Source organism: Paraburkholderia caledonica NBRC 102488 (assembly GCF_000685095.1).
Classification (GTDB): Bacteria; Pseudomonadota; Gammaproteobacteria; order Burkholderiales; family Burkholderiaceae; genus Paraburkholderia; species Paraburkholderia caledonica.
Map to the genome: position 1 here is coordinate 133,342 of NZ_BAYE01000006.1, position 17,361 is coordinate 150,702.

Below are 17,361 nucleotides of genomic sequence, written 5' to 3' on the forward strand. Positions count from 1 at the left end.
CAATTAGCCCGCTTTGCCGATGGGCGCGAATCGCCGTTTGCCACGCGCCGGCGTCAGACGGCGAAACCGCTCTTTCTTGTGCTCTTCTTCAAAGTGACTGAGCGACGGCTTGACGAGATCGCTGCGCGAGACGATGCCGACAAGACGCATCGACTTTGCATCGGCTACAACGGGCAATCGCTCGAGGTCGTGCACTGCCAGTCTCGTCGCCACGAGACGGCAGGTCTCCGAGGGCAACGCGAACGTCAGTGAGCGCTGAGCGAAGACGTCCGCGACGCTCATGGCGGGCCGCAGGTTCGGGTCCTCGTCGCGAAACTGTTCGAGCAGCGCGCGATCGGCCACGCCGATTACCACGGCGCCACGCACCACCGGGTACGCGCGACGCGTCTGCTTTGCACCGAAGAATCTGTCGAGCGCCGTGCCGACCGTCATGTCGGCTTCGATTGATTCGACGGAGGTTGTCATCACCTCGTCCACGTGATGACGCTCAAGAGGGTCCACGCCGTATTCGCGGTAGATGTGATAGCCACGTCGCGCGATTTTTTCCGTCATGATCGAGCGGCGCATGGTGACCGTGGCAAAGCCGTGAGCGACTAGCGTAGCAGTGAGCAAAGGCAATAGCGCGTTGCTGTCGTGCGTGAGGCCGAACGCGAAGACGATGGCGGTCAACGGCGCACCGAGTGTCGCGCCGAGCGTTGCCGCCATACAGACGAGCGGCCACAGTGCAGGTTGATTGCCGGGCAGCCAGTGTGAGAGAACGGTGCCCAGTCCCGCACCGAGCATCAGCAGCGGGGCGAGCACGCCACCGGATGTACCCGACCCGAGCGCGACGACCCACATGATGGCTTTCACCGCGAGCAGCACGATGGCGATCTGCAATGCAATGTGTTGATGCAGGAGGTCGCCAATCACGTCATAACCTACGCCAAGTGCTCGCGGCTCGAGCCACCCGCCGATACCCACTACGACGCCACCGAGTGCGGGCCACCACATCCAGTGGATTGGCAGCTTGCCGAACAGGTCTTCGGTTTTGTAAAGCGCGGCGGAAAGTCCCGACGCGAGCGCGCCGGACAAAAGCCCTGCAATCAGGCAAGAAAATAGCGACCACCCATCTGGCGCGGCTGTTTCGAGCGGAAACAATGGACCTGTGCCGAAGAACGCCGCGCGAGCGAAACCGGCCACCGCGCAGGCCACGGCCACGGGCAGAAAACTGCGTGGCCGCCATTCGAAGAGCAGTAATTCCACGGCCAGCAGCACCGCCGCCACGGGCGTGCCGAACACGGCGGTCATGCCTGCTGCTGCGCCTGCCACGAGCAGCGTTTTCCGTTCCGCGGACGTGACTTTGAAGCATTGCGCAATCAGCGAACCGAGCGCGCCGCCCGTCATGATGATGGGGCCCTCAGCGCCGAACGGACCGCCGCTGCCGATCACGATGCCTGACGACAACGGCTTGAGCACGGCCACTTTGGGCGACATCCGGCTTTTGCCGAACAGGATCGCCTCGATCGCCTCGGGAATGCCATGCCCGCGAATCTTTTCCGAGCCGAACCGCGCCATCAGTCCGACGATCAGTCCGCCGATTATCGGCACGCCAATGACCCAAACGCCAAGGCTGTTATGGGCGGGCGAACGTTCGACGAACGACAATGTGCCGAAGAAAAACAGGTTCGTGAACAGATGAATCAGGTTCAGCAACACGAAGGCTGCGAGCGTGCTGACTGCGCCGATGCAAGCGGCGAGCGCGAAAATGCCCGGCAGTCGCGCGTTGGCGGAGAAGTCCCGCTTGTGGGAGTCGGTGTTCATGATTAGTCGAGGTCGATCTGAGGAACCTGGAAGGCGCCCTTGAGCGATCTGAGCTCGGCGCGATGAAGCTCGGCAAGTCTCGCAAGCACTCTTTCGCCTGCTTTTTCAATGTGTACTTCAACCTGGCGGCGGTCGGTCTCGCTAGTTTGACGGCGCACCAAATTGAGTGCTTCGCAGCGCGACACCAGCGCGACGACGCCATGATGCTGAGCCTGAAGCCGCTCCGCGAGTTCGCCGACAGTCGCCCAGTCGCGCTCTGGATATCCCTTGATATGCAGCAGCAACAGATACTGCAGCGGCGTAATGCCTTCGCTTTGCGCGGCCTGTTCCGAAAACCGTTCGAAGCGCCGCATCTGATAGCGAAACTCCGACAGTTGCTCGAAGTCGGCTTTACGCAATCCTGGAGACCGTTCTTTCATTGCTCACCGCCGGTGTAGATAAGCAAAAACTATATCACGAAATGATGTAATTTTGAGGGCGCAACTCCCGCTTCAACGTTGCCCGTTGCGGTTTGGCGTGCAACCGCGCGCAGTGCGTTGCGGTGCTGCGATCACGCGGCCTGCTGCGCCTTGACCACTGTCTGCCGATAGAGCCCGGATATGAGATCCACTTGCGTAATCATGCCGACCACGTGGCCAGCGGTATCCAGCACAGGAATATGGTGGTGACCGTAGTTGGCGAACATCGGCACGAGGTCGGTAATCGGCGCATTGGTCCTGACGGTGCAGACGTCGGTGGTCATCACGCTGCCGACCGTTGGCGCACGCAGCGCATCGCCGCGCAGCCAGCCGTCTATGTACGCAATGAACGGCACGAACTGGCCGAAAATTCTTTTATCGACGAGATCTGCACGCGTGACTATGCCGATCAGGCTGTGGTCCGCGTCGATCACCGGAAGCGCTTTCACCTTGTTGCGTTTCAACAATGCCCACGCAGCGACCGCGCGGGTGCCCGCCGACACCGACACCACATGACGCGACATGATGTTCTCGCAGGTCAGTTCGTTGAAACTGCGTGAGAAGGCCTGAAGCTGAGTCTCGCGCAGCAGCGATTCCAGGTCGTCCGGGTCGATGTCGAGCATTTCGCTGCGGCGTTTGAGGACGGCCTCCAGATCGGCGCGTGTGAAGCCGGCGCGCGAGTCGGCGTCTGCAGTACTGCCTGCTGCGCCGCGCGACGCGCGTGCTGAATGCGGATAACGGTGGCCGGTGGCGGCGTGGTAGGCGATCGCGGCGGCCAGCAACGCGGCCGACTGTACCGCGATCGGTTCGAGCACGAACCGGTAGCCGAGCGCATGAATGGCCGGGCCCCCGAGCACGGCGGTCAACGCGACGGCGCCCGACGGCGGGTGCACGCAGCGAAGCGCGAACATACCGCAAATGGCAAGCGCGACAGCCACCGCGGCCGCCAGTGTGGGATCGACGATCACGTTCGCGCACGTCACGCCGATCGTCGCGGAAACGAGATTTCCGCCGATGATCGACCATGGCTGCGCGAGCGGACTCGCGGGTACAGCGAACAGCAGTACGGCGGAAGCGCCCATCGGCGCAACCAGCAGAGGAATGTTCGCGCCCGGTCCCGACAGCAGATACATCGAGCCGCCGGTGAATGCGATACCGAGCAGCGCACCCAGACATGAGCGCGCGCGCTCCTGCCATTTGACCGTGACCGGAACGGGAATAAAGCTGGAAAGCCAGCGCAGGACGATGGAGCGGGACAAGATGCGAACGAGGAGTTAGTCGATTGTACTGGGCTGCGAAGATACCCGCGAAAGCTGCGCCAACGCGAATACCGTGTGGTCATAATTATATTTCAATATGATATAAAACGTCGGCCGTGCCTAAGGGTGATGCGGGCGGCGAAGGGCATTCACGCAACAGGGCTCTTTGCGATTGGCGATCCGCTTGATCAGATTCCGCACTTCGCCAAAGAACTAATGTGGATCTGATTTCCGGCGAAAGAAACCAGCGGTTCAACGAATTTCGTGACCACCGTTCGCGCGTTCGACCTCGTTGACCCGATCAATAGCAGGATCGCGCGCATACATGTACGTCCGATTGAACGGATAGTCGCTGTGAGCCCATGGCATGCGGCCCGCGTGACCATCATCGGCTTTTACCGACTCTGCGGGGCGCGACGCGAGAATCTGGAATAGCGACGTCCAGCCGCGCTCGAATCCCATTGCCGATCCGGCCAGATACAGCCGGTACGCGCGGATAATTTTCTCCGCGTCCTTGCCAAGCACTTGACGTGCTTGATCGAGATGTGCTTCCAGTGCATCCGCCCAATGCCACAGCGTTCGTGCGTAATGCGGACGCAGGCATTCTGCGTCTACCGGCTCGAGATTGCCGCGCGTCATCGCATTCATCATTACGCTTATGTGTACCAGTTGGCCGCCCGGAAAAATGTATCTGTCGATGAAGTCGCCCATACCGCCGCCGACTTCCGCGTTGTCGGCGCCGCCCGCAGTAATGCTGTGATTGATCATGAGACCGCCGGGTCTGAGCAGACGTCGCATCTTCGCAAAGTACGCCGGGAGGTTCGGCCGACCGACGTGCTCGCACATGCCGACCGACGCGATCTTGTCGAAGGGCGCGGATTCATCGACGTCCCGGTAGTCCTGCAGCAGCATCGTCACGCGGCCCTGAAGTCCCTTTTGCTCGATCAGTCGGTTGACGTACGCGTGCTGGTTCCTGGAAAGCGTAATGCCGGTCGCAGCAACCCCGTAGTGTTCGGCAGCCCACAGCAACAGCGCACCCCAACCCGCGCCGACGTCGAGAAAGCGCTCGCCGGAGCGCAACATGAGTTTCCTGCAGATGTGGTCGAGCTTGGCCTGCTGCGCGTCGGCGAGCGACATATCCGGCGAGGAAAAGTAGGCGCATGAGTACACGCGCAGCGGATCGAGCCACAGCGCGTAAAAATCGTCGCAGACGTCGTAGTGATGCTGGATCTGAGCGGCGTCTTTGGCGCGGCTATGGTGCGTGCGCTCCCAGATCGCGCGGCGCGCGCGGCTCACGTGGTCCAGCAGCCATCCATGTGTTTCGTGTGTGGGATCGCTGCGCAGCAAAGCCGGCGCCGCTGCCATGAGGTCGTGCATGCTGCCGTCTATTTCCAGCCGGCCTTCCACGTAGTCTTCCGCGAGTCGCCCGATCGCGCCCTGAGTCAGATGCAAGAGCGCCCTCGTGTCGCGTATCTCGAACGACAGACGCGGCTCGCGCGCGCCGATGCGCTGACCGTCGGGCAGGGCCACAGAGCAGGGCAGCGGCATGCCGGCGATCTGCTGTTCCGCTGGCGAACGCAAAAGGCTCCAGAGCGTCATGGCGTTGACTCCTTGCAACAACGTGGATGATTTCCTCAAGCATCATTCGTGCCGCAAGAAAGAACCCGCCGGCGGGTTCTGGCGTCGTCGCACCAGTGAAACAGTCATTACAGTTAGCTATCCGGAGCTTTTCCAGACTCGGCATACCGACGTGCGTCGAGGGTTTTCCATGAGAGTCGAATGCCCGCGAATCGACATTGCAGCGAGGCTCACCGCGCAAGTTCCGTCTGCTTCTACTAATTGCCAAGCTTTCAGCGCAGTGACAGGATGCTTACATGATGGCGCCAACGGGGGCGCCATAGAACCATACGTCCATAACATCATGCAGCGCAGGAGCTTTGTACTCGCGGCGTTGAGCACGGCCGGCATGCTTGGCCGGCCGTATGCCGGGTCGTCTGCCGACTTCGACATCGTTCATCCGCGAATCCGCACCGGCGGTGAGGTTCATGCGGCATTTGCACTTGCAGTGCTGGACCTCGCGATGAGATCGGCAAAAGTCACCTATACGATTCGTCAGGCCGACGTGACCATGGAGCGCGGCCGCGCGCTGGCTGAGCTGGCCGACGGCGACTCCATTAATCTTCTTTGGACCAGCATGGACAGCCGGGCGGAAACCGGGCTGAACGTGGTCCACATTCCGGTGAACCGCGGCTTGATCGGCTATCGCGTGTTTGTGATAAGGAAAGACCGGCAGGCCGACTTCGACAAGGTCGACAACGTAGCAGATCTGCGCCGGTTGACCGCGGGCCAGGGGCTCGACTGGGTCGACACGGAAGTTCTGCTCGACGCCGGCCTGAAAGTGGAGACGTCCAGCACGGACACGTTATTCGCAATGACGCGCGCGGGACGAATAGATTATTACCCGCGGGGCGTAATCGAGGCGTTCCCCGAAGTCGACGCGCGCAAGCAGGCGGAGCCAGACCTGACGGTCGAAAAACGGTTGCTGCTCAAGTACCGGTCGGATTTTCTCTTTTATGTGGCTCGTCATGATCCAAAGCTCGCTATAACAATAGAGCGCGGCTTCATGGCGGCTTACAAAGACGGCTCATATATACGGCTCTTCGATTCGCACCCGTACATTCAGCACGCGCTGGCGCAAGCCAATTTGCGCGAGAGGAAGGTGATAGAACTGGACAACCGCTATCTGTCCGCGGCTGACCGAAAGATTCCAGAAGAGTATTGGGCGCAGTGGCCGGTGGCCGTGCGCGCGCGTGCGCCCTAGCGGGGAGAGAGGGAATGCCGCGTCGCTCGTGAGAACCGGCGAGCGGGGTCAGGATTTCCTTACCCCCGAATCAGGATACCCTTGACGGATCATCCGCGCTGTCTGACTGTTGCGCGACGACTATCGTTCTATGATGGATGAATCAAAATGGCCTAACCGGGTAACAGAGATGATTTCCTATCCGTCGCAGCGTGAAACCGAGGTGGAGCATATCAACTCGATCTGCTTCCGTCTCTTCGATATCTGGTGCGAACGACGCAGCATCACGCCGTTGGGTTATCTGATGCATTGCTGGCCGCTAGTCGATAGCGGACCGAAGGCGATCAGGCGAGTCGGAGAAACGTTGCGGGAACTACGAAAGTCGCATCCAATGGAACTGGATGGTGAGGCAACGGCAATGCTTCGTGAGCTGACCGAATGCGTCGACGCTCTGCTGCTTCGTGCGGTTCACGAGCCGCAAGGCGTAATTGAAATCCGGCTGTCATCCTGAGCGATGCGGGAAATTGGCGCGCACTGCGGCAAGCAATGGTGCAATGGAGTAGGCAACGAAGCAGAGTACATTGCGACGCGCGCGCACGGCGTCATAAGATAGTAACAACCGCTTTTTCCACGCGGGCGCCTGAAATAGCAGCGCGCTGCGCCAGCACCGAACGAGTAACGACATCACCATGCTTGCGGGGGCAATATGGCTGTCAACCCCATGGGGGAGTGGTGGTATCGGCTCAGGTGGTTACGGCACAGTATCGTGCCCCGGCTCCTTGCCATCGCGATCCTGTTTAGTTGCGTGCTCACCTTGTTGCTCACCGCGCTGCAGATCCACCGTGATTACAGCCAGGGCATTGCGCTCATAGAAAACCGCCTTTCGGACATCGACAAAAGCTACCGCGACAGTCTGGGCGAGGCGCTGTGGCGCCTCGACGAGGCGCAGTTACGGCTTGAACTGGGCGGCATTCTCCGTCTGGCAGATATCAGTGTGGCTGAAGTGCGCCAGTCGGGCGGCAGTTCGGCGCCCACGCTCGTAAGCGCGGGCCGACCAGTCAACGGGCCGGCGATAGCGCGTGAGTACCCGCTTATGCATCGCGTGCTCGGCAACGACCAGCGCATCGGCACGCTATACGTGCAGGCGACGTTGAGCGATCTGTACGACGATCTGAAGCACACGGCGTTGCTGATTCTCATCACTCAAGCCGCCAACATTTTCCTCGTTTCGCTTTTCATCGTCTTTATTCTGAATCGGCTCGTGACGCGCCATCTTGCGGTGCTTGCTCGTACCGTAGACCGCTACGACTTTCGCCAGCCAGCCGAACCTCTGAAGTTAAACCGGCGTGCGCCCCGCGAGCCCGACGAACTCGAGCGCGTGGTGACGGCGTTCAATTCGATGGGCGCCCGGCTGCATCGCGCATATCTCGACGAACGGGAGGCAGGAGCCGAACGCGAGGCGCGCCGCGCTGCCGAAGCAGCGAATCAAGCGAAGGGCGAGTTCCTTGCCAATATGAGTCACGAGTTGCGCACGCCGCTGAACGCGATTCTCGGCTATGCGCAGATCTTGCGGCGCGACCCGAGTTTGAGCGAGAGACAACGCGACGGCGTCGGCGTCATTCAACGCAGCGGCGACCACCTGCTCGGACTGATTGCAGATGCACTCGATTTCGCGCGGATCGAAGCGGGCCGGTTGCGCGTCGAGATTGGCGACGTGCCGCTCGCCGGCACGCTCGACGCGATTCGTGAAATCATCGAAGTGAAAAACGCGCAGAAGCATGTCGAGTTCATATGGCGCGTGGCGCCCGACGTGCCCGACGCCGTTCGCGCGGACGAACGGCGCTTGCGTCAGGTGCTACTGAACCTGCTCGCAAACGCATTCAACTTCACGGATCAAGGCAGCGTGAGCTTGCTGGTCCAAATGACTGCGAAGAACAGCGTGTGTTTCGAAGTGCGTGATACAGGCATCGGCATGGACGTCGACAAACTTCAGACCATTTTCGAGCCGTTCGAACAGATTGCGCACCTGGAGCGCGGCGCGGGTGGGACAGGGCTCGGGCTGACAATCAGTCAGCAGCTTCTGCGCGCAATGGGCAGCGAAATTCACGTGCAGAGCCAGCCTGGCCGCGGCAGTGTATTCTGGTTCGCACTGCCGGCGGCGTCGGGTGCGTTCCCCGCCGCGCCGGTCATTGCCGATACGCGCATGACGACAGGTTACAAGGGTGCGCGCCGCAAGGTGCTGGTGATCGACGACGTCGCGATGAACCGTGCGGTGCTGGTGGAATTTCTCGGCCGGCTAGGGTTCGCGATCGTTGAAGCGACCGGCGGCCGACAGGGACTTGCGAAAACGTTGAGCGAGCGACCGGCGCTGATCGTGACAGACATCGTAATGACCGATATGGATGGACTCGAAGCGACACGCAGGTTGCGGCAGATTCAGGGTTTTTCGGAAGTGCCGGTGATCGCCACTTCCGCGAGTCCATCAGGCACCGACGAACAGCGCAGCGTCGAAGCCGGCGCGAATGCGTTCCTCCCCAAGCCGATCGACTTCGGGCAACTGCTGGCGCATGTCGCGCACCTGCTCGATCTCGAATGGACCTACGCGCCCGCGGGTGCAATTGCCGGCGTGCAGGATGCACCTGCTGGGCATCCTGTCGCGGTGCCCGAAGACGAACTGGAAGAGTTGCATCTGCTCGCGCGCCGCGGCGATATGCAGGAGATAAGGCTGTGGGCCGAACGGGTTGCGACGCATGATCCTCACTACCGCGCATTCGCCGCGCGGATTCTGAGTCTCGCGAAAGGCTATCAATCGAAAGCACTGCTCCAACTCGTCGAGGAGCAACTCGAACGCAGGACGGTCAGATGAACGGCACGGCGCTTCCCGCTGACGACTCGCCCACGGTCCTGATCGCGGACGACAACCCGGCCAATCTGGCGATAGTTGTCGAGAGTCTGGTAGCGCGCGGCTTCAAGGTGCTCGTCGCGCTAGATGGCCCGGAGGCGATCCAACGCGCGCAATTCTCGCAGCCCGACCTGATTCTTCTCGACGTGAGGATGCCGGGGATAAACGGTTTCGAAACCTGCCGGCGTCTCAAGTCAGACGAGCGCACGCGAAATATCGCCGTCATCTTCATGACGTCGCTAACGGGCAGCGAGGACATGGTGGAAGGCTTCTCGGCAGGCGGTGTCGATTACCTGACGAAACCCGTCCATGTCGACGAAATGATGGCGCGCATCAGCACGCATCTTGCGCTCAGAGGCATGCATCAGAAACTCATTGCGCAGAACCGGCAATTGCAGGACGAAGTACTCGTGCGTCAGCGAGCCGAGGCCGCGTTGTCGCGCGTGCGCGACGGCCTCGAAGCAAGCGTCGCGCAGCGCACGGACGAACTCGGGCGCGCAAATGCGACGCTACAGTCGCAGATCGAGGAACGCAGGCGTGCGGAAGCGCGGCTCGTCGCGAGCGAGTTCCGTTTTCGCACGATCGTCGAAACGAGTCCGGTGCCGCTTTGCATCACGTCGATGCCCGAAGGGCACGTTCTGTACACGAACAAGCCGTTGCGCGAACTCTTCGGCATCGATTACGTGACCACGCATATCGGCAACATCGCCGAGTTGTATGCGGATATCGCAGACCGCGACCGGCTTGTCGAACAACTGCGTCATGAAGGGAGCTTTCGCAACACGGAGGTTCAGTTAAAGCGTGCGGACGGCTCGAAGTTCTGGGCCATCGCGACCGCGCGTGTCGCGTCCTACGACGATGCGCCCGCGATTTTCGTCGGCCTCAACGACATTACCGAGCGCAAGCGGATCGAGCAGGAACTGGTGGAATCGCGCGAGCAGTTGCGCGAACTGTCCGCGTACATGGAAGCCATTCGCGAAGAGGAAAGAAAGCGTATCGCGATGGAAATTCACGACGAATTGGGCCAGTTGCTAACGGCGCTCAAGATGGACGTGTCGCTGCTCAAAATGCGACTCTCCGGCGATCTAGAAGTGGCGAAAAGAACCGACGACATGCGCGAGCTCGTTGAAAGAACCATCTGGATGGTGCGCAACGTCGCGAGCCATTTGAGGCCTGCAGCACTCAATTACGGAATCGTATCGGCGCTCGAATGGCTCGTCGACGATTTCGGGCGGCGCAGCGGACTTGCCTGCCAGTTTCGTCTGAACGGCAGAGAGCCCGTGCTTTCCGATGCACACGCAACCGCAATGTTTCGAATCGTGCAGGCTTCGTTGACGAACGTCGCGCGGCATGCATGCGCGACGCGAGCGGACGTCACATTGACGAATACGTCCACGGCACTCGACCTGCATGTCAGCGACGACGGCTGCGGTTTCGATCAGGACGCCGTGCGTCGCGACTATTCGTACGGATTGCTCGGCATGAGCGAGCGGGCGCGTCTGATAGGCGGCTCGCTGCTGATCGACAGTGCGCCGGGAACGGGCACTGCGGTCTCGATACATATACCGCTTCAGGACGGGGTTCAGACATGATCAGGCTTCTGATTGCCGACGACCATCCGCTCGTGCGCGGAGGTCTCAAGCAGATAATCGAAACGACGCCCGACATTATGGTGGCGGGCGAAGCGGCGCAAGGTTCTGAAGTAATCGAGAAACTGCGCACCTGTCAGGTGGATTTGCTGCTGCTCGACATGACAATGCCGGGCATCAGCGGTGTCGATCTGATCCGGCGCGTGCGTGCGGAACGTCCGTCGCTGCCGGTACTCGTGCTGAGCATCCATAACGAGGCACAGGTGGTCTCTCGCGCGCTGCGTGCGGGCGCAACGGGTTATGTCACGAAAGACAGCAATCCCGACGTGCTGCTCGCTGCAATTCATAAGCTCGCCGAAGGCGGACGCTTCATCGACCCGAAACTGGTGGAGGGAATCGTTTTCGAAACGTACTCGGGCGACGCGCCGCCGCACGAAATTCTTTCCGACCGCGAGTTTCAGGTTCTGCAAATGCTTGCGCTCGGCAAGAGCCTGAACGAAATTGCCGATGCTTTCGCGCTCAGCGCGAAAACGATCAGCACGCACAAGATGCGACTTATGCAGAAGCTGGGCCTTGCCAATAACGCGGACCTCATTCGCTATGCGATAAGGCACGGACTGGTCGCCGAATAGATAGTGGACACGCGTCAGGAAAACCTGAGTACTGAAGCAGGCATTCCTGATCTGACATTCCGCCGCCGCCGATGGAGGCGTTGCCACCGTCGTTCTACGATGCACTATGCGAATGAGCGGAGGAGTTATGGCGGCGTCAGAGCGATCGTTGCGCGAACTGGTCGAGAAGTGGCTGGACACGAGCGGCGCAGCATCGGCTCGAATACAGTTGCAGCCATCCGCCGGCCAAGGGAGCAGACGCTGCATATGTGTCGAGGCACAACGTGAGACGGGCACGTTGACGCTCTTTTTCTTCCGTCACGGCAACGGTTTGTGGCACGTATTTCCGCCTGACGAGCGGCCCGCCATGAGGGTAGCCGCCAGCGCCGGCCAGGCGGCAATACGCGCGAAGAAGGGAGGATCATGACCCACGACGAATGGGGTTGGGGATCGCCGAAAGTATTGGCGCTGCGTATGTGGATGAGCGTGTGGTACGACCATGCGGTCGTGTCCGGCTTCATTCGCACGCCCTTCACGCTGAACGACGCGGACGCCGAGCGGCTCGAAGGCTATTTCAATCTCGGCCTGACACCGGAGGAAGGGGCTCGCGTGTTCTTTTCCAAATCGCATTAAATCCTGCTTTAAACATTCTCTCCAGCAGCAGTTTCGTTTAGCATCAGTGCCACTTTCATATGAAGAACTCGAGACATGGCACTCATCGCACGCAACGTACTCGGCATTGCCGTACTGCTCTTCATCGCTTTCATCTTTTCGACGAATCGGCGCGCCATTCGCTTACGGACTGTAAGTAGCGCATTGCTCGCACAAGTCTGCATCGGCGCATTTATTCTCTTCGTGCCGCTTGGCAAGACGATTCTCGCGGCGGCCGCCGCAGGTGTAAATAACGTGCTTGGCTACGGCAATGCCGGCATCGAGTTCCTGTTCGGCGGACTCGTGCAGTCCAGAATGTTCGAGGTGTTCGGCAACGGTGGCTTCGTCTTTGCCGTGCGGGTGTTGCCGGCCATTATCTTCGTGACGGCGCTGATTTCCGTGTTGTACTACCTGGGCGTGATGCGCTGGATCGTGATCGTGCTCGGCACGGTGTTTCAGAAGTTGCTCGGCGTGTCGAAGCTGGAGTCGTTTTCCGCTGTCACCACGATCTTTCTCGGCCAGAGCGAAATGCCCGCGGTCGTCAAGCCGTTCACGCGCGACATGACAGGCTCCGAACTGTTCGCGGTGATGTCGAGCGGCATGGCAGCGGTTGCCGGCTCGGTGCTGGCGGGTTATGCGGGTCTTGGCGTACGGATCGAATATCTGCTCGCAGCGTCTTTCATGGCGGTGCCAGGCGGGCTGTTGTTCGCGAAGATCATTCATCCATCAACCGAGCCGAGCCGCGTTCATCTCGACAACCTCAATTTCGACGAAAAGCGTCCCGCGAATGTGATCGAGGCCGCTAGCTCGGGCGCGACCGTGGGTCTCAGGATCGCGGTCATGGTGGGCGCCATGCTGATTGCGTTCGTCGGTTTGATCGCGCTGCTCAACGGTCTCGTTGGCGGCATAGGCGGCTGGTTCGGCCACCCGCAACTGTCGATGCAATCGGTCCTCGGCGTGGTGTTCGCGCCGCTAGCGTGGCTGATCGGCGTCCCGTGGAACGAGGCGGCGATTGCCGGCAATTTCCTCGGGCAGAAGATCATTCTCAATGAGTTCGTTGCATACGCATCGTTGTCGCCGTACCTGAAAGATGCGGCGAGCGTGACTGCTGCGGGCTTGCATGCGCTCGATCCGCGTACCATTGCTATTCTGTCGTTCGCGTTATGCGGCTTCGCGAACTTTGCGTCGATTGCGGTGCTCACGGGCGGCTTTAGCGCCGTCGCGCCGGAACGCCGCGCCGAAGTCGCGCGATACGGGTTGCGTGTCGTGCTCGCGGCAACGCTCTCCAATCTGATGAGCGCGACCATCGCGGGCATGTTCATTACGCTCAATTGAATCGAGGACGTCTTGCATGAACATGGAACAGCTGTTGGAACGCGCACGTGTGGCGCGAGAAAAGGCCTATGCGCCCTATTCGAAATTCAAGGTCGGCGCGGCGTTGCTGACGAGAGACGGCCGGGTGTTCGACGGCTGCAACGTCGAGAATGCGTCGTACGGTTTGTGCAACTGCGCTGAACGTACCGCGTTCTTCAGCGCGATTGCGGCGGGCTATCAGCGCGACCAGTTTGCCGCGCTCGCCGTGATCGGCGATACGGAGGGGCCGATTGCACCTTGCGGCGCGTGCCGCCAGGTGATCATCGAACTGGGCGGGCCCGAGTTGCCGATTCGTCTCGGCAATCTCCACGGCGCAACGCGCGACACGACCGCGCGCGAACAACTGCCGGACGCGTTCTATCTATGAGCACGCACAAGCTGATCTACGACACGGACCCCGGCGTGGACGATGCCATGGCGCTCGTGTTCCAGGCGCTGCATCCGGATATCGAACTGCTCGGATTAACAAGCGTATTCGGCAACGCCACGATCGAGACCACTACGCACAACGCGCGCTTTCTTGCGGGTAGGTTCGCGCCGGGCGTGCCGGTCGCACGCGGCGCGGCGGCGCCGCTCAAGCGCGCTGCGCCGCAGCCGCTCGCGTGGATTCACGGTGACAACGGACTCGGGAACATCGCGCTGGGCGCCACCGAACATGCGCCGCTCGATGCACGGCCCGCGCACCGATTCATCGTCGACACGGTGCGTGCGCATCCTGGCGAAGTCACGCTGCTCGCAGTCGGCCCGCTGACCAATCTTGCGCTGGCGCTTGCGGAAGATCCGCAGATCGCGCCGCTCGTCAAGCAGGTCGTGATCATGGGCGGCGCATTCGGCACCGGCGGCGTGCTCGGCAACGTCACGCCCGCAGCCGAGGCCAACATTCTCGGCGACCCCGATGCCGCCGACATCGTGTTCGGCGCGGCGTGGCCCGTCGCGATTGTCGGGCTCGACGTCACAGAGCGCACCATCATGAGCCAGGACTATCTGGCGTCGATCCGCGATCGTGGCGCCGCGGCAGGCCGGTTTGTGTGGGACGTGTCGCGGCATTACGAGGCGTTTCATCAGCAAAGCGCGCAGCTCCAGGGCATTTATGTGCACGATTCGTCGGCCGTCGCTTATGTGCTGGCGCCGCATCTATACACCACGCGCAGCGGTCCTGTGCGTGTGCTGACGGACGGCATCGCGGTCGGCCAGACTATTCAGAAGCCGTCCACTATGCCGGTGCCCGCGCCGGACTGGGACAAGCGGCCGGATTGCCAGGTCTGCGTCGGCGTCGACGCGCCCGGCATGCTGGCGCTGTACGAGAGCACCATTTGCGCAAAGCGTTAAAAGGTTTGTGCCGTTGACCGGACGAAGAACGCGCGATCACGCCACGCCCGGCACGTGCGCTTGTCCGATGCATTGCGTCAATCTTTGCTACATTGCTTCGAGCGACGACATTCACTCGAGAGGCCAGAGATGCGAATTCTAGTGGTGGGAGCGGGGGCGGTGGGCGGTTACTTCGGCGGACGGCTCGCCGCAGCAGGGCAGGACGTCACGTTCCTCGTGCGCGCGGGCCGGGCGGACAAGCTTCAGCACGACGGACTGGTGATCAGGAGCCCGCGCGGCGACCTCACGCAGCGCGACGTCAAAACGATTCTGGCCGGCGTGAACGCCGAGCCGTTCGATCTCGTGCTGCTAAGCTGCAAGGCATACAGTCTCGACGACGCAATCGATTCATTTGCTCCGCTCGTGGGCGAATCAACGCTGATTTTGCCGATGCTCAACGGCATGCGCCATATCGACGTGCTCACGGAGAAATTCGGCGAATCGCGAGTGCTCGGCGGACAATGCGTGATTGCGGCCACGCTCAACGCGGATCAGCAGATCGTGCACCTGAACGAGATGCATGCGGTTACTTTCGGGGAACTGGAGGGCGGCGTATCCGAACGCGTACAAGCCATTGCCGATGCAATGGCCGGCGCGAACTTCGACGTCACCGTTAGCGAAAACATCCTGTTGCGCATGTGGGAAAAGTGGGTGTTCCTCGCAACGCTGGCGGCGAGCACGTGTCTGATGCGCGGTTCGATCGGCGACATACTGTCCGCGCCCGACGGCAAGCGCGTAATCGAAGGCCTGCTCGGAGAGTGTCGCGCGGTTGCGGAACACAACAGCTTCACCATGGCGCCAGACTTCGATGCGCGCGCAACGCAAACGCTCTTCACACCGTCTCCGCTCACTGCGTCCATGTTGCGCGACGTGGAAAATCACTCGCATACTGAGGCGGATCACATCCTCGGCGATCTGATCTCGCGCGGCGGCGAAGCGCAAAACGGCGAACACGCTTTGACGTTGCTGCGCATCGCGTATAGCCATCTGAAGACGTATGAAGCAAGGCAAACGCGCACGTCGTAAGCCGTGAGCCGTGAGTCGCGAGTCGTGTGGCCGGAGGTTGCCGTAACCGCTCAATGACCGGAGGTGAACATGCCGGCTCCAATCGGATCAGTGCCCGCGCTCAGCGCGGCGTCGGCCACGATTTTCTCGATCGGTATTGCGTTCCTCGGCTACTGGGGAATGTATGAGCCGACCGGGTGGCGTGTTGCCGACATTATTGTGTTCGCACTCGCGCTGATCGGCTTTGGATGCCTCGGGCTTGTACCGTGGATGGCCACGAGCCCCGTGGAGCCGGAGACAAGCGACGTCAAGATACGCATTGCGCGTCATCTGTTTCTTGCTGGCGTCATGGCAATCTGGCTCGCGGTGGCGATCTCGGTGATCTTCTGAGTCGCCACCCACATGACGTAAAAACGCGCGCCCCGTATCAGTGTGGCGCGCGTTTCATTCAGGCGAAGCGGGAAACCTAGCGTTCGATCTGCCGGTTCCAGCGAGTGTCCCATTGCGCACGATGCGCGTTGATAGTGTCCCAGTCCACCACCGTGACTTTGCGCACGAGGTCTTCCACGTTGCCGAGGCTTTGCTGCATCGGCGGCGTCATTTTCGCGAGACGATTGGTCGGAATCTGGCGGCCGGCTTCAGCGGCTTTTGTCTGCGCCGGCGCGGACAGCAGGAACTGCGCGAGCTTTTGTGCAAGTTGCGGATCGGGGTTGTTGTTGACCACGCACAGATCAACGAGCAGCAACACGGGACCTTCCTTCGGATTCACATAGCCTACCGGAATCCCCTTATCGGCCAGATCGCCGACTGCGGTCGGCGTCAGCGGAAAGAGGCCGGCTTCGCCGGTTTGCACCATTTCCGAAATCTTCGCCGAGTTCGGCACGTACTCCACCACGTTCGGACCAACCGTGCTGGCCCATTTCGTGAAGCCCGGTTCGACATTCTGCTCGGTGCCGCCCATCAAACGGTTGATCGCAAGGAAACCGTGCAGGCCGAACGTGCTGCTCGAGGCGGATTGGAACACCACCTTGCCTTTGTATTTCGGATCCGCGAAATCCATCCATGACGTAGGCGGCGCCCAGCCTTTTTCAGCGAACAGCTTCTTGTTGTACGCAATGCCGGTCATACCGAGCTGCACGCCTGCGCCCATGTCGTCCTTCATGCGCGCGAACGGATAGAGTTCTTTGAGTACCGGCGAGTCGTCAAGTTTTTTGCACACGCCCATGCTGACCGCACGCGCCATCACGCCGTCGTCGAGAAACACCACGTGAATCTGCGGACTCGCCTTGTTTGCGAGCAGCTTAGCGAGGATATCCGACGACGTGCCCGGCACCACGACCACTTTCACATTGTTCGCTTTCTCGAAGTCGGGCAGCACCTGGCTCGTGTACGCCTTTTCCATCGGACCGCCATTCATGCCGATGTAGATCGTCTTCGTTTGCGACCATGCGGGTGCTGCCGCGCCGAATGCGCACAATGCGGCGAGTGCCGCGATCGACCTGAATAATTTCATTGAAGGCTCCTGAGTTTCACAAACGTGA

At 60.9% G+C, this 17,361-nt stretch carries 16 protein-coding genes; 11 read left to right on the forward strand and 5 right to left on the reverse strand.

Annotated features, from left to right (window positions below; translation table 11 throughout):
• Positions 1-3: 3 nt before the first annotated feature.
• The 4 genes from BCA01S_RS14460 to BCA01S_RS14480 all read right to left on the reverse strand — a co-directional run bounded on the left by BCA01S_RS14460 (position 4) and on the right by BCA01S_RS14480 (position 5,119).
• On the reverse strand, positions 4-1,803 hold the full coding sequence (locus BCA01S_RS14460) for a chloride channel protein (RefSeq protein ID WP_027777508.1): 1,800 nt from the start codon (positions 1,801-1,803) through the stop codon (positions 4-6).
• A 2-nt stretch (positions 1,804-1,805) separates the two neighbouring features.
• On the reverse strand, positions 1,806-2,222 hold the full coding sequence (locus tag BCA01S_RS14465) for a MarR family winged helix-turn-helix transcriptional regulator (protein ID WP_027777509.1): 417 nt from the start codon (positions 2,220-2,222) through the stop codon (positions 1,806-1,808).
• A gap of 131 nt (positions 2,223-2,353) precedes the next feature.
• A complete protein-coding gene (locus BCA01S_RS14470) occupies positions 2,354-3,520 on the reverse strand; it encodes an HPP family protein (protein WP_027777510.1) in 1,167 nt (388 codons plus the stop codon).
• Between the two features lie 252 nt (positions 3,521-3,772).
• Complete coding sequence (locus BCA01S_RS14480) at positions 3,773-5,119, reverse strand: class I SAM-dependent methyltransferase (RefSeq protein ID WP_027777511.1); 1,347 nt, start codon at positions 5,117-5,119, stop codon at positions 3,773-3,775.
• A 322-nt stretch (positions 5,120-5,441) separates the two neighbouring features.
• Here BCA01S_RS14480 and BCA01S_RS14485 point away from each other — a divergent pair, with 322 nt between their 5' ends.
• From BCA01S_RS14485 to BCA01S_RS14540, 11 genes are all read left to right on the forward strand, one after another.
• Positions 5,442-6,341: a transporter substrate-binding domain-containing protein gene (locus BCA01S_RS14485; protein WP_042318649.1), complete on the forward strand. Its 900-nt coding sequence runs from the start codon at positions 5,442-5,444 to the stop codon at positions 6,339-6,341.
• Positions 6,342-6,510: 169 nt separating this feature from the next.
• On the forward strand, positions 6,511-6,831 hold the full coding sequence (locus tag BCA01S_RS14490; protein ID WP_027777513.1) for a hypothetical protein: 321 nt from the start codon (positions 6,511-6,513) through the stop codon (positions 6,829-6,831).
• 195 nt (positions 6,832-7,026) lie between these two features.
• Positions 7,027-9,186, forward strand: coding sequence for a hybrid sensor histidine kinase/response regulator (locus tag BCA01S_RS14495; RefSeq protein WP_027777514.1), 2,160 nt, complete (start codon positions 7,027-7,029; stop codon positions 9,184-9,186).
• Entirely contained in the window at positions 9,183-10,814 is a 1,632-nt protein-coding gene (locus BCA01S_RS14500; RefSeq protein ID WP_027777515.1) for a hybrid sensor histidine kinase/response regulator, read from the forward strand. Before BCA01S_RS14495 ends, BCA01S_RS14500 begins: the two co-directional genes overlap by 4 nt.
• A complete protein-coding gene (locus BCA01S_RS14505; RefSeq protein WP_020068147.1) occupies positions 10,811-11,443 on the forward strand; it encodes a response regulator in 633 nt (210 codons plus the stop codon). The genes BCA01S_RS14500 and BCA01S_RS14505 overlap by 4 nt, the downstream gene beginning before the upstream one ends.
• A gap of 402 nt (positions 11,444-11,845) precedes the next feature.
• Positions 11,846-12,055, forward strand: a complete 210-nt coding sequence (locus BCA01S_RS14515; protein ID WP_027777516.1) for a hypothetical protein — start codon at positions 11,846-11,848, stop codon at positions 12,053-12,055.
• A 75-nt stretch (positions 12,056-12,130) separates the two neighbouring features.
• The gene (locus BCA01S_RS14520) at positions 12,131-13,408 is read left to right on the forward strand and encodes a NupC/NupG family nucleoside CNT transporter (protein WP_027777517.1); all 1,278 of its coding nucleotides are present in this window, start codon (positions 12,131-12,133) and stop codon (positions 13,406-13,408) included.
• A 16-nt stretch (positions 13,409-13,424) separates the two neighbouring features.
• Positions 13,425-13,814 (forward strand): cytidine deaminase, encoded by a 390-nt coding sequence (locus BCA01S_RS14525; RefSeq protein ID WP_027777518.1) that lies wholly within the window; start codon positions 13,425-13,427, stop codon positions 13,812-13,814.
• Positions 13,811-14,776 carry a nucleoside hydrolase gene (locus tag BCA01S_RS14530; RefSeq protein ID WP_027777519.1) on the forward strand — a complete coding sequence of 322 codons (966 nt, stop codon included), beginning with the start codon at positions 13,811-13,813 and terminating at the stop codon, positions 14,774-14,776. Before BCA01S_RS14525 ends, BCA01S_RS14530 begins: the two co-directional genes overlap by 4 nt.
• Before the next feature lie 129 nt (positions 14,777-14,905).
• Positions 14,906-15,841: a 2-dehydropantoate 2-reductase gene (gene panE, locus BCA01S_RS14535; RefSeq protein WP_027777520.1), complete on the forward strand. Its 936-nt coding sequence runs from the start codon at positions 14,906-14,908 to the stop codon at positions 15,839-15,841.
• Between the two features lie 69 nt (positions 15,842-15,910).
• Positions 15,911-16,210, forward strand: coding sequence for a hypothetical protein (locus tag BCA01S_RS14540; RefSeq protein ID WP_027777521.1), 300 nt, complete (start codon positions 15,911-15,913; stop codon positions 16,208-16,210).
• Positions 16,211-16,286: 76 nt separating this feature from the next.
• Here the strand turns inward: BCA01S_RS14540 and BCA01S_RS14545 are convergent, their stop codons facing one another.
• On the reverse strand, positions 16,287-17,333 hold the full coding sequence (locus BCA01S_RS14545) for an ABC transporter substrate-binding protein (RefSeq protein WP_027777522.1): 1,047 nt from the start codon (positions 17,331-17,333) through the stop codon (positions 16,287-16,289).
• Positions 17,334-17,361 lie beyond the last annotated feature (28 nt).

Excerpts from the sequence above, each read along its gene's own strand:
- BCA01S_RS14460 (WP_027777508.1), bottom strand. The coding sequence starts at position 1,803 with ATGAACACCGACTCCCACAAGCGGGACTTCTCCGCCAACGCGCGACTG.
- BCA01S_RS14465 (WP_027777509.1), bottom strand. The coding sequence starts at position 2,222 with ATGAAAGAACGGTCTCCAGGATTGCGTAAAGCCGACTTCGAGCAACTG.
- BCA01S_RS14480 (WP_027777511.1), bottom strand. The coding sequence starts at position 5,119 with ATGACGCTCTGGAGCCTTTTGCGTTCGCCAGCGGAACAGCAGATCGCC.
- BCA01S_RS14485 (WP_042318649.1), top strand. The coding sequence starts at position 5,442 with ATGCAGCGCAGGAGCTTTGTACTCGCGGCGTTGAGCACGGCCGGCATG.
- BCA01S_RS14490 (WP_027777513.1), top strand. The coding sequence starts at position 6,511 with ATGATTTCCTATCCGTCGCAGCGTGAAACCGAGGTGGAGCATATCAAC.
- BCA01S_RS14495 (WP_027777514.1), top strand. The coding sequence starts at position 7,027 with ATGGCTGTCAACCCCATGGGGGAGTGGTGGTATCGGCTCAGGTGGTTA.
- BCA01S_RS14500 (WP_027777515.1), top strand. The coding sequence starts at position 9,183 with ATGAACGGCACGGCGCTTCCCGCTGACGACTCGCCCACGGTCCTGATC.
- BCA01S_RS14505 (WP_020068147.1), top strand. The coding sequence starts at position 10,811 with ATGATCAGGCTTCTGATTGCCGACGACCATCCGCTCGTGCGCGGAGGT.
- BCA01S_RS14515 (WP_027777516.1), top strand. The coding sequence starts at position 11,846 with ATGACCCACGACGAATGGGGTTGGGGATCGCCGAAAGTATTGGCGCTG.
- BCA01S_RS14520 (WP_027777517.1), top strand. The coding sequence starts at position 12,131 with ATGGCACTCATCGCACGCAACGTACTCGGCATTGCCGTACTGCTCTTC.
- BCA01S_RS14525 (WP_027777518.1), top strand. The coding sequence starts at position 13,425 with ATGAACATGGAACAGCTGTTGGAACGCGCACGTGTGGCGCGAGAAAAG.
- BCA01S_RS14530 (WP_027777519.1), top strand. The coding sequence starts at position 13,811 with ATGAGCACGCACAAGCTGATCTACGACACGGACCCCGGCGTGGACGAT.
- panE (WP_027777520.1), top strand. The coding sequence starts at position 14,906 with ATGCGAATTCTAGTGGTGGGAGCGGGGGCGGTGGGCGGTTACTTCGGC.
- BCA01S_RS14540 (WP_027777521.1), top strand. The coding sequence starts at position 15,911 with ATGCCGGCTCCAATCGGATCAGTGCCCGCGCTCAGCGCGGCGTCGGCC.
- BCA01S_RS14545 (WP_027777522.1), bottom strand. The coding sequence starts at position 17,333 with ATGAAATTATTCAGGTCGATCGCGGCACTCGCCGCATTGTGCGCATTC.